9 protein-coding genes are annotated in these 12,296 nt (G+C 52.9%); 2 read left to right on the top strand and 7 right to left on the bottom strand.

Annotation, left to right across the window (positions count from 1 at the left end):
- Positions 1–220: 220 nt before the first annotated feature.
- Positions 221–1,411, bottom strand: coding sequence for a NupC/NupG family nucleoside CNT transporter (locus LOZ86_RS14860; RefSeq protein WP_039486498.1), 1,191 nt, complete (start codon positions 1,409–1,411; stop codon positions 221–223).
- Positions 1,412–1,800: 389 nt separating this feature from the next.
- Here LOZ86_RS14860 and LOZ86_RS14855 point away from each other — a divergent pair, with 389 nt between their 5' ends.
- Positions 1,801–2,766, top strand: a complete 966-nt coding sequence (locus LOZ86_RS14855) for an aldo/keto reductase (RefSeq protein WP_161546871.1) — start codon at positions 1,801–1,803, stop codon at positions 2,764–2,766.
- A 405-nt stretch (positions 2,767–3,171) separates the two neighbouring features.
- On the opposite strand, the gene LOZ86_RS14850 is transcribed toward LOZ86_RS14855, so the two are convergent.
- From LOZ86_RS14850 to LOZ86_RS14825, 6 genes are all read right to left on the bottom strand, one after another.
- The gene (locus LOZ86_RS14850; RefSeq protein ID WP_010301002.1) at positions 3,172–3,513 is read right to left on the bottom strand and encodes a glucose PTS transporter subunit EIIB; all 342 of its coding nucleotides are present in this window, start codon (positions 3,511–3,513) and stop codon (positions 3,172–3,174) included.
- A gap of 151 nt (positions 3,514–3,664) precedes the next feature.
- Positions 3,665–5,725: a beta-galactosidase gene (locus LOZ86_RS14845; RefSeq protein ID WP_230242216.1), complete on the bottom strand. Its 2,061-nt coding sequence runs from the start codon at positions 5,723–5,725 to the stop codon at positions 3,665–3,667.
- A 47-nt stretch (positions 5,726–5,772) separates the two neighbouring features.
- On the bottom strand, positions 5,773–6,987 hold the full coding sequence (locus tag LOZ86_RS14840) for a glycoside hydrolase family 53 protein (protein ID WP_039486446.1): 1,215 nt from the start codon (positions 6,985–6,987) through the stop codon (positions 5,773–5,775).
- A 35-nt stretch (positions 6,988–7,022) separates the two neighbouring features.
- Entirely contained in the window at positions 7,023–7,871 is an 849-nt protein-coding gene (locus LOZ86_RS14835; RefSeq protein WP_039474975.1) for a sugar ABC transporter permease, read from the bottom strand.
- A gap of 12 nt (positions 7,872–7,883) precedes the next feature.
- Positions 7,884–9,200 (bottom strand): carbohydrate ABC transporter permease, encoded by a 1,317-nt coding sequence (locus LOZ86_RS14830; RefSeq protein WP_052237766.1) that lies wholly within the window; start codon positions 9,198–9,200, stop codon positions 7,884–7,886.
- An 87-nt stretch (positions 9,201–9,287) separates the two neighbouring features.
- Positions 9,288–10,520, bottom strand: coding sequence for an extracellular solute-binding protein (locus LOZ86_RS14825; RefSeq protein WP_039486443.1), 1,233 nt, complete (start codon positions 10,518–10,520; stop codon positions 9,288–9,290).
- Between the two features lie 483 nt (positions 10,521–11,003).
- Here LOZ86_RS14825 and LOZ86_RS14820 point away from each other — a divergent pair, with 483 nt between their 5' ends.
- A complete protein-coding gene (locus LOZ86_RS14820; protein WP_039486442.1) occupies positions 11,004–12,086 on the top strand; it encodes an ABC transporter ATP-binding protein in 1,083 nt (360 codons plus the stop codon).
- Positions 12,087–12,296: the final 210 nt, after the last annotated feature.

Here is a 12,296-nt window from a genome sequence, read left to right as displayed (position 1 = left end):
GCGCGGGAAGCACGGCGTAGCCGCATACTTCAGGCAGCATGTGCGTTGGCTGTCATACCCAGCACGTTAGTAGACCAATGGCCTTATTTTACTAGTTTAAACAAGGGATGCCGGACAAAAATGAAGGAATTATGGAAGATATGTCAGGGTTTGTAGGAAAAAGAACCCGGCAGCACAAGGCCGCCGGATAGAGATGAAAATGTTATAACGTGATGAAGGATTACAGCACCAGACCCGCGATAGCGGCGGAAAGGATGCTCACCAGCGTAGAACCGTAAACCAGCTTCAGGCCGAAACGGGAAACCACGTTGCCCTGTTGTTCGTTCAGGCCTTTAATCGCGCCGGCAATAATACCGATGGACGAGAAGTTGGCGAAGGACACCAGGAACACAGACAGGATACCCACGCTGCGTGGAGACAGTTCGCCAGCCACTTTTTGCAGTTCCAGCATCGCCACAAATTCGTTAGAAACCAGTTTGGTTGCCATGATGCTACCAACCTGAAGGGCTTCGTGAGACGGAATACCCATGATCCAGGCGAACGGATAGAACGCGTAGCCGAGGACTTCCTGGAAGCTGATGCCAAAAATGGCGCTGAAAACTGCGTTGACCGCGGCAATCAGTGCAATGAAGCCGATCAGCATCGCGGCAACGATAACGGCCACTTTGAAGCCTGCCAGAATGTATTCGCCCAGCATTTCAAAGAAGCTCTGATTTTCATGCAGAGTACCCAACTGCAATTCCGGCTCTTCACCGACTTTGTAGGGGTTAATCAGCGACAGCACGATGAAGGTACTGAACATGTTCAGAATCAACGCAGCAACCACGAATTTGGCATCCAGCATGGACAGGTACGCGCCGACGATAGACATCGAAACAGTCGACATGGCGGTCGCGGACATGGTGTACATGCGTTTTTCAGACATCTTGCCCAGAATGTCTTTGTAGGCAATGAAGTTTTCGGACTGGCCGAGAATCAGTGAACTGACTGCGTTAAAAGATTCCAGTTTACCCATGCCGTTCACTTTGGACAGGACCGTACCAATCGCGCGGATGATGATGGGCAGCACTCTAATGTGTTGCAGGATACCGATCAGCGCTGAAATGAAGACGATAGGGCAGAGTACTTTAAAGAAGAAGGAAATCAGGTTCTTCTCACTGTTAACCATGTCACCGAATACGAAGTCCGTCCCTTGACCTGCAAATCCGAGTAATTTGTCGAATACCGCTGCGAACCATTTGACGACACCTAACCCAATGTCCGAGTACAGGAAGAAGTAAGCGAGCAGAATTTCGATGACGAGTAGCTGAATAATAAAACGAATCCGAATGCTTTTACGATCGCGGCAGACGAGTAGCGCCAGCGCCGCAACAACAACCAGCGCCAGAATAAATTGCGCGATATGGGACAGGGACATGTGTGCTCCAAATATGAGGCAGGCCTAATTTTCCACGTCATTTTATGTAACGCGTGCATTAAAAATGAGAGGAAGAACGCAAAAAAAACAATTATACCTTGGGATTTTACCTAAACTAAATGCTATGTCTCGTTATTCGCACTTTTCTACTCATTCATTATTCTTATTCCACACATACTCGTCATCCTTCAAGTTGCATGTGCGTTGGCTGCGTTCAGTCACCCGAGTCACTTACTTGAGTAAGCTCATCGGGACTCCCTCGCTTGCCGCCTGCCTGAAACTTGAATTATTTAGGGTATAGAAAACGAACCGCCATGTTCTGCGTTGCAGGCTGGCGGGGTTTTTTCATGATGTTTTCTGCATGATTCAAAAGGAGAGTGATTATGTCAGTATCAAATACCACACGTGAGCTTGGACGTTCAGGAATCGTGGTGCCGCCTTTCTCGTTCGGCGGCAACGTCTTTGGCTGGACGGTCGATCAGTCGACATCGTTTAGCCTGCTGGATGCACTGCTGGCGCACGGGCTGAATTTCATTGATACCGCCGATGTTTATTCGCGCTGGGCTCCCGGTAATCAGGGCGGTGAATCTGAAACCATCATTGGTAACTGGCTGAAAAAAAGCGGCCAGCGTGACAAGGTCATTCTTGCCACCAAAGTGGGTATGGATTTAGGCGATGGCAAGAAAGGGCTGTCTCCCCGCTATATTCGTCAGGCGGTCGAGGCTTCATTGCAGCGTTTGCAAACTGATTATATCGATCTTTATCAGGCTCATGCTGACGACAAAGAAACGCCGCTGGAAGAAACGCTGGCGACGTTTGATGCACTGATTAAAGAAGGCAAAGTGCGCGCGATTGGTGCGTCCAACTACAACGCAGCACGTCTGGCTGAGGCGCTGAAAGTCAGTAAAGCCAACCATTTGGCGCGGTATGAAACGCTGCAACCGGAATACAATTTGTACGATCGGCAGGGCTATGAAGCTGCGCTAGAACCGCTGGTGCGTGAGCAGGGGATTGGCGTTATTAGCTACTATTCGCTGGCTAGCGGGTTTCTGTCGGGCAAGTATCGTCAGCCGAAGGATGCCTCTAAAAGCGCACGCGGACAGGGCGTGGTGGAGAAATACCTGAACGAGCGCGGCCGCACCATTTTGGAAGCATTGGATAGCGTGGCGAATGCACATCAGACGACGCCGTCGCAGGTTGCGCTGGCGTGGTTGATCGCCCGTCCGAGTATTACCGCCCCGATCGCCAGTGCGACATCGCTGGAGCAGGTCGCTGAACTCGCGGGCGCGACCCGGCTGGTGCTGCCGGCAGAAGATATCGAGTTGCTGGATCGTGCGAGTCGTTATTAGGAAACTGCCTTCTTCGCAGGTGTTTCTTCATTACACTTTATGCGGGTGTGGAAATGACATGCAGATGTGGAAATGGTTTCGTGCGCTATAATTCCGTCATTTTCATGCTGCTTCGTAGCACGCGCCCGACATAGGGGGCTACGCCAGCCCCCTATGAACCCCGGCTTTTGGCGGGAATTATGCCGCTGACGCGGTCCCATCGGTGTTCATGACCGCTAATCGAGCCACCAGTGACGCGTTCCCGACGCGGCACTGGTTTTCGCGACGTCCTGTCGCTCACTCGGCGGTCAAGCTCACCGCTGCATAATTTTTACGCCGGATAACGGCAAGGTGCTCATACATTCACAACATTTATCGCGCACGAAACTGCCCTAATAGTGGCATAAAAGTGACTACCTAAAACCACTACCGCGCTTCTGCTCCATCATCCTCAAACCATGCGGCCAGTTCGCGGCGGAGGTTATCTGACTGGGTGCCGAAGATGGCCTGTACCTGATGGCCGACGATGATTACGCCGATAGCGCCCAGTTTTTGCAGGCTGTCGCTGTTAACTAGCCGTAGGCTGTGAACCTCGACCCGCAGGCGGGTGATGCAGGCATCCAGACTGACGATATTTTCTTTGCCACCAAAGGCGGTTACCAACTGCTGCAAGTTTTCTTTGTCTAGCGGTGAAGCGATTTCAATTTCGGTAATTTGCTTACCCAACATTGACGCGAACAATTTCCGAAAATTGTGAATCTTGCCCATCGTAGTCATCTCTTCGTTTGTTTATCAGCATGCGTATGATAATGCCGTTCACGTAACATTACTGTTAGGCGAAACACGGTGATGACGTTCCGTAGGAACCTTTGCACCGTGCCCGCCCGGTATCGTAATGCTTAACTAACAAGTATGAATCTTACTGCAATGCGCGACGTAGGATCCGGCAGCCGTAGCCTGACAGGTCGAGCACCCCTGAAAGCGTGCTGCCAGTGGTCATTTCTTCGTAGACGGCAGGCAGCGTAATGTACTGCGGCGTTGCCGTGTAATTCTGTACGAAGATAAACTCACTTTCCCCGTCATCACGGCGATGAGCGACAATGCCGTAAGGCAAATCGGTCGGCAGCGCACGCGGTAGATCCAGCGTCTGTATCAGCGTAGTGAAGAAATCACGCTGGAAGGCGAGATCGTTGCGCGACGCGATGTAATAGGCTTGACCCTTGCCGTAATCATTGACCGTAACGGCCGGACGTCCGGCGTAGAAATCGCTGTCATAGGTCGCCAGCGCCCGCGCGCCTTCGAGGTGAATCAGCTCGCACAGGTGCGTGACCTGATACGGGCCAACCAGACGTTGCTCGTTACCGTCCAGACCGCTGATGCTGTTGCTTTCATGATCGTACAGCCCGTCGATTTCTTCCGCCCAGATCCCCATGATAGGGCGCAATGGACCGGGGAAGCCGTTTTGGTGGCACAGATCGGTTTCGTTGACGACGCCAGACCAGTAGGTGGTGACGAAGCGGCCGCCCTGCTTGACGAAGGCATCGACGCGTTCGGCAAAGCCATCGCGCACCATGTAGAGCATCGGGGCGATGACAAGCTGATAGCCGCTGAGATCGACATCGGCGTTGATGATATCTACCGCCACGCCCTGTTCCCAGAACGTACGATAATGTTCGGTGACGGTTTTTTCGTAGAACAGCCCCGCGTTGCGCGGCCCTTGGGCGTTGTCCATCGCCCAGCGGCTTTCCCAGTCGAAAATGATGGCGACGTTGGCGTCAACTCGACTGCCTGCCACTGGCGCGAGTTTGTTGAGTATGTCACCCAATTCCTGCACTTCACGCCCGACGCGGGTGTCGATATGTCCGACATGATCGACGACGGCACCGTGGAATTTCTCGACGGAACCACGGCTCTTACGCCACTGGAAATACTGCACGGAGTCTGACCCGTGCGCGACGGCCTGAAGCGAAGACAGGATATGCATGCCCGGCTTTTTCAGTTTGCTGATCGGCTGCCAGTTGGTCAGGCTCGGCGTTGACTCCATCAGATAGAAAGGTTTGCCGCCTTTTAGCGTACGCATCAGGTCGTGATACATCGCGGTGTAGGCGCCCAGCGTGCAGTCATCTTCCGAGTTATGCCACAGCGGGTAGCTGTCCCAGGATACGAAGTCGATCACCTTCGCCAACTGCCAGTAGTCGTAATCATAGAAATATTCCATGAAGTTCGTCGTCGTTGGCAGAGACGGGTTTTCGGCTTTTAGCGGTGCAATTTCGGCGGCACAGAAATCGCTGACCTGTGAGGTGTTAAAGCGTTTCCAGTCCAGATTCAGGCCGTGGATGGATACTTCACCGATGTGCGACGGGGGTTCAAACTGTGACCAGTCGGTGTAGGTGTGGCTCCAGAAGGTGCTCCACCATGCTTTATTCAGCGCGTCTATCGTGCCGTAGCGCGCTTTCAGCCAGTTCTGGAAGGTGCTGCGGCAGGTATCGCAGTGGCACTCACCGCCGTATTCGTTGGAAATATGCCAGCCGATCACCGCGGGATGGTGCGAGTAACGTTTTGCCAGCTGGGTGTTGATTTGTTTTACTTTCTCACGATAGTTCGGCGAGCTCAGGCAGTGGTTATGGCGACCGCCGTGCAGCGCCCGCACGCGGTTGCTGCCTACGCGCAACACGTCGGGATATTTCTGCGATAGCCAGGCTGGACGCGCCCCGCTTGGTGTTGCCAGAAAAACGAAGATACCGTTGGCATACAGCGTATCGAGGATGCCATCCAACCAGCCAAATTCGTAGCGGCCTTCTTCCGGCTCAATCCCAGACCAACTGAAAATGCCCACGGACATGACGTTGCACTGGGTCTGCTTCATCATCTCAATGTCTTTTTCCAGAACCTCGGGATCGTCCAGCCATTGGTCAGGGTTATAGTCTGCGCCGTGCAGCAGAACAGGCACTTTGCTGCTTAATGGGGGGAATTTGAACATCGTTCTCTCCTAAACGGGTTGTCAACGCGTTGAATACGGTTTGCGACTTACTTAAACGCTTTGATGGAAGGTAGGACATTGCCTTTGCAGTCGAACAGCGCCTGATTTTCCCGCGCGTTGCCTTCCTTCCATTCGTCGTTGTTGTATTTCATGCCAGCTTTCGTAGCCCAGGTTGCGCCGGGAGTCGGCAGCCAGATTGGCTCCCAATAGAAGACGCCTTTGCCGCGCTGGTTGGGGACGTTGATGACGCTTTGCATTAGATCGTGCAGGTAATTGGCCTGACCCTGAACGGAAGCCGGGTAGCCGCCCGCATCCAGCTCTTTCTGCTGGAAGCTGTTTTCTGCGTTATCGCAGTTTTCCAGCGTGTAAGCATAGGCAGCTTCAACCACGATGATGTCTTTATTGTAGCGTTTGGTGACGTCGTTCATATTGTACTGCAACGCGCTGATGGGGCCGTTCCAGTAGGTGTAGAACGAGGCACCAATCACATCAAACGGGACATTACGTTTGACGATTTCATCGAACCACCAGATAAAGGTGTCGTTTTTGGTGCCTTCCGCCAGATGCAGCATGATCTTGACGTTATTCGCGCCCTGTACGTCCTTCACGCCCTGAATACCGGCTTTCAGCAGCGCCGCGAGGCGATCGAATTCACCGCCACCCTGACCCCAGCTTTTTCCTTCCGGCCACAGCATTCCGCCGTTCAGTTCGTTACCGATCTGCACCATATCCGGCATGACGCCCGCTTTCTGAAATTCGCTAATCGTGGCTTTGGTGTAGTCATGTACGGCAGTCGTGAGCTGTGCCACGTTGAGGCCAGACCAGGCTTTGGGCTTGTTTTGGTGGGCTGGATCGGTCCAGAAATCGCTGTAGTGGAAATCCAGCAGCACTTTCATACCGTTTGCTTTGGCGCGTTTAGCCAGCGCCAGCGTGGTCGCCAGATCGTTATTGCCACCGCCGTAGCCGTTGCCTGCCGCATCTTTCGGATCGTTCCAGATGCGGAGACGGATGTAGTTAATGCCGTTTTCTTTCAGGATCAGCATGGCGTCTTTCTGCTTGCCATGCTCGTCATAAAATTTTCCGCCGTGCTTTTCCACCTCGTTCAGCATGGAAATATCCGCGCCTTTAATGAAGTCGGCAGGGACGTTCGTCAATGTGTTGATCGTCACATTTTCTGCGGCATACAGGGTTTGCGGCAGGGAGACAGTCAGCAGGCCAGTTGCGAGCATGGCGGCCATCAGTACGCGTTTTTTCATTTTCATTTTACGTTCCTGGAATTTGTACAGATGTTGAGTAATTACCCTTTGGTTCCGCCGGAGGTCAGGCCGGAGACAAAGTACTTTTGCAATGAAAGATAAAGAATGGCGACCGGCACCGCGATCAGCACGGCACCCGCGGCGTAGGTGGTGTAGCTGGCGCCCATCTTCTGCGAGACCAGGTTGTACAGCCCGATGGGCAGCGTGTACTGATCCGGTGTGCGCAGGATGGTGCTGGAGAGAATGAAATCGCCCAGCGGACCGGTAAACGAGAACAGGGCGATCACCGCAATGATCGGCTTGGAGAGCGGCATAATGATCTCGATAAAGATGCGGAAGTTACCTGCGCCGTCCATACGCGCGGACTCATCTAGATCTTTCGGAATGGCATCCAGATAGCCTTTCATCAGATAGGTATTCATCGGGATCATGCCGCCGACGTAAACCAGCACCAGCGCGATATGGCTGTTCACCAGCCCCAACATCTGTGCTAGCACGAAGATGGCGATCAGGGCAGAGAACTGCGGAATCATCTGCAACAGCAGAAACAGCATCAGCCCGTTCTGGCGGCCGCGAAAGCGGAAGCGAGAGAAGGAATACGCGGTAAAACTGACGCTGACGAGCGTCAAAATCATGGTCAGGAAGCTGATTTTCATCGAGTTCCAGTACCACGCGGCGTAGTCAATCTGGCCGTTAAACAGCTCCTCGTAGTGAATGAAGGAGAAGTTATCTGGGATGATCGAGGTGTTGAGCAGACTGTTGCCGGGGTTCAGCGACGCGCCTACCGTCCAGATCAGCGGATAAATAATGATGACGGCCACGATCGTCAGCAGCAGGTAGGTCAGGCCGAGTTTGATAAAATTCTGGCGTTTAACGCTGTGCTTTTTCATCTGCGCGCTTTCCTATGCCATGTTGTCTTGTTTGAAGGAATTGGTGGCGCGGAACTGCCACAGCGCGACGCCCACGACAAAAATCGACAGCAGAATGGTGATGCTGGCTGCGATCGCATATTGGGAAGAAGACATGGTCAGCTTATAAATCCAGGACACCAGAATATCCGTCCCGCCTGCGTTGGAGCCGATCACCGCCGGTCCGCCGTTGTTGAACAGATAGATGATGTTGAAATTATTAAAGTTGAACGTGTACTGCGTGATGATGATCGGTGCAATGGAGTAGAGCACCAGCGGCAGCGTGATGGTGGTCAGCTTGTACCAACTGCTGGCGCCGTCAATGGTTGCGGCTTCGTACAAATCATCAGGAATCGCCTGCAATACGCCGGTGGTCATAGCGAACACAAATGGGAAACCTAACCAGGTTTGCATCAAGATCAGCGCGGTCTTGGTCCAGAACGGATCGGTCATCCACGCTTTAGGCTCAATCCCCAATGCGGCCAGAATGCCGTTATTAATCACGCCAAACGTTTCGTTAAACATCCCTGCGAAAACCAGAATAGTGACGAAACCCGGCACCGCCCACGGCAGTATCAGAATGGTGCGGATCAGCGGTTTGAAACGCAGGCCTTTCTGGTTCACCAAAATTGCCAGCAGGATGCCCACGGCGCACTGGAGTGTGGTCGCAATCAGCGTCCAAATCACCGTCCATTGCAGCACGTCAAAGAATGTCGAACGCCAGAGATCGAGCCGGAAGATGTTGATAAAGTTCGTCATCCCTACCCAGTCGACCAGCTTGGCGGGCGGCGTGTGGTAGAGGTTGTAATTGGTAAAGGCGATGGAAAAACCGAAAATAATCGGGAAAACCACGACAAAGACCAGCAAGATGAAGCCGGGGGTGATCATCAGATAAGGGAAGCCTTCGCTCAGCAGCATCTGATATTGCTTCTTCACGCTGTTCAACGGCAGGCCTTTATCGCGTCTGGCGCCGCACGCGTAGGCATCGCGCAGGCTCAAATAGTAAACGCCGACGCCAAAGGCGGCGACGATCACGCTGATAATGCCTTTTGCCAGCAGAAAAATAGAGTGATCGCGCGGCAGCTCAGTGCCCAGCGTGATGAGCCCCCAGGCGCCGTTTCGCAGGAAATCATGGAATATGCCGATGAAGCAGACCATGACGATAAAGAAAAGCGCGCCTTTGACGAACTGGCGATTATAAATCTGTCCGAGTCCGGGGATGAGCGCCAGCAATACAGCCGTTCTGGCGTGGCGACATCCTCTCTCTTGTGGCGTAAGGCCGCTGGCGTTGACGGTCACATCTACCTCCATTTTCTTAAAAACATGGGTATCCCCACATCCCGAAACCAATTGGGGATAAATAAGGGATCCCATGTTGACCCACGATGGTGTGGGGGATTACTGGTTACTGTGGTTAGCTTCGATCTGCATTTTGATAATCTTCACGGCAGATTCCAGCGCCGCTTTGGTGTCCTGCTTGCCAGTTACGCTCAGTTGCAGCGCGCTGTTCGCTGGCGTCCAGACTTCCTGCATTTCTGGTACGCTCGGCATAGGAACGGCATAGCCAGACTGGATTGCGACAGCACGGGATTTTTCGTCATCCTTAATCAGCGGATCGTCAACCAGCGCCGCAATCGGTGGGATTTCGCCAGTTAACTGGAAGCGAATTTTGGCGTACTCAGGCTGATTGATGAACTCAATGAATTTCTGCGCTAGCTCTTTGTTTTTAGAGTAGGTGGAGATGCTGTAGCCTTTCACGCCCAGCAGCGAACGCGGATGCTCGCCGTTTGGCAGCAGTGGCAGTGGGGCGACGCCATAGTTTACGCCCGCGTTTTTGTACGGCTGGAACGCCCACGGGCCGGTAATCACGGCAGCGGCTTTTTTCTCGGTAAACAGGGAGTCGATGGCGTTAGCGCCGGTTTCACCGACGATGCCCGGCGGGAACAGGCCATCGGCGTAGAATTTCTTGATGTAGTTGACGGCATCGATGGTGGCTTGTTTATCCAGACCGATGTCTTTTACGTTCGGTGAACCGTTGCTGTTCTGCCCGAAAATGTAGCCGCCCATCCCAGCGATGACGCCATAGGCGTAATAAATTTCGTCAAATTTCGCCAGCAGGCCGTAACGGCCTTCTGCGCGTTGCTGTTTGGAGAAGGTGAACAGGTCGTCGAATTTTTCCGGCGGCTGTGGCATCAGGTCTTTGTTGTACACCAGCACGGTGGTTTCAACGGCTTTCGGCACGCCATACAGCTTACCGTTATAGGTTTGTGCTTCTAGTGCCGGCTTGGTGAAACTCGACAGGAATGTCTGATCCAGCTTCAGTTCGCTAATCAACCCCTGAACTACGGCGGTACCCACCTGATCGTGTGGCATCACGATCACATCTGGGCCGATTCCTGCTGGGCCATCCAGACGGAGTTTCTCAATCTGCTGCGCGTAGGGCGTTTCCAGCACTTTGATTTTGACATTATTCTGTTTTTCAAAGGCTTTTATCGCGTCGGCGATGCCGTCGGATTTCTTGATATCTTCCCATACCAGAAGTTCTTTGTCGGCTGCCAGTGCTGATTTGCTGAGTACGCCGGTGATACCCAGTGAAATCATAATGACGGTGGTCAGTGTTTTCATTTTCATCATTAGTCCTCAAAGCCCTGGTGGGCCAATCATGGTCGGAAATTGTCGCGTACTTTCCCGTTTTCACCGTTTTTGCTGTCCCTGTGCGATGTGGGTGTAACGTTACATCACACGGCAGGGAATGAGGCATTTAACAGTACACGTTGTTTGGCGATCGTCGCTGTGTGGCGCTTGACGCTTTGTTGCGCGTTTTCCACAAACTAGGATAACGGTTACACCAATGGCGATTACATTAAGCAGAGTGCGCCACGTCTGCCAGCGAAACATGTAAAGGCTGTGATCTTATGCACAAAAGTAACCCCCTGTTTGTGCAAACGGTTACACCATGCTGTTATATTGCAATTATGATCAGCGTGCAGGTAAACCTGGCCGGATGCTAATACGTCTGGAGGGGCTACCGAGCCATTTTGAGTAGACGACCACTGGGCCGTTGTGACTCAGCGCTTATATCCTGAAAAGCAAAATTATCAAGAGGTTACCGTTATGGCGTCGATCCAGTTGGATAGAGTGAGTAAGCATTTTGGCAAAACGATTACGCTTCACGATGTGAATCTGACGATTGCGGATGGCGAGTTCACCGTTTTTGTTGGGCCGTCTGGCTGTGGTAAGTCGACGTTGCTGAGAATGATTGCCGGGCTGGAAGATGTCACAGGCGGTGAAATCATGATTGATGAGGTAGTGGTGAATGATGTTGCACCCGCTCACCGTGGCGTGGCGATGGTGTTCCAGTCTTATGCGCTGTACCCGCACATGACCGTCGCTGAGAATATGGGATACGGTCTGCGCGTGAATGGTGTCCCGAAAGACCAGATTAAGCATCAGATCGAGATGGTAGCGAAGACGCTGCAACTGTCTCACCTGCTGGAGCGCAAACCGAAAGAGCTATCGGGTGGTCAGCGCCAGCGTGTGGCGATAGGGCGCGCCATCGTGCGTAACCCGAAGGTATTCCTGTTTGATGAGCCGCTGTCGAACCTGGATGCGGAACTGCGCGTAGATATGCGGTTGCACATCGCCAAACTGCATCAGGAATTGAAAACGACGATGATCTACGTGACGCACGATCAGGTCGAAGCCATGACGCTGGCTGATAAAATCGTGGTCATGAATTACGGCAAAGTCGAGCAGGTAGGATCGCCGATGGAGCTTTATTATCATCCGGTTAACCAGTTTGTCGCGGGCTTTATCGGCTCGCCAAAAATGAATTTCCTGCCTGCGCAGGTCATCGATTGGACGCCGGATAGCCTGACGGTGAATGTTGCCGACCAGCTACAGCTTGAGCTGCCGATCCGTACCGGTGAACTGAGCGTTGGCAGCACGGTAACACTGGGGCTGCGGCCGGAACATGTGTCACCAGAAGGTGAGGGGATTCGCCTGTCATTCGGCTGCGAGGTTGTCGAACGCTTAGGTAATAGCACCTACCTGTTCGGCCAATGCTGCGGCATTGATAACTTCAAGCTTCTGCTGGCGGGCGACAGCGCCTTCAAGCCGTACGAACACATTGAGGTTTTCTTCTCGCCGAATAACTGTCTGGTGTTCAACGCCGATGGTTTACGTATCAGCGCGTAGTAAGCGACTGCATCGCTGAATCTCAATAGCCAAAATCCCTTCTAAACATAAACAGCGCCCTTAGCGGGCGCTGGCTTTGCTGCCGCTGTCTACGGCCTATTGTAGAAACTGTTTTTCTTTATGCTGATGCGGTGTAAGTGTTTCGTGCGTGTTAGGCATCTATTTCTCTGTAACATCGTTACACGCCCGACAAGGCGCGCTCAATCGCCG

The organism is Pectobacterium parvum (assembly GCF_020971565.1).
Classification (GTDB): domain Bacteria; phylum Pseudomonadota; class Gammaproteobacteria; order Enterobacterales; family Enterobacteriaceae; genus Pectobacterium; species Pectobacterium polare.
The sequence above is the reverse complement of the archived record's forward strand: the minus strand, read 5'-3'. Positions and strand labels throughout refer to the sequence as shown.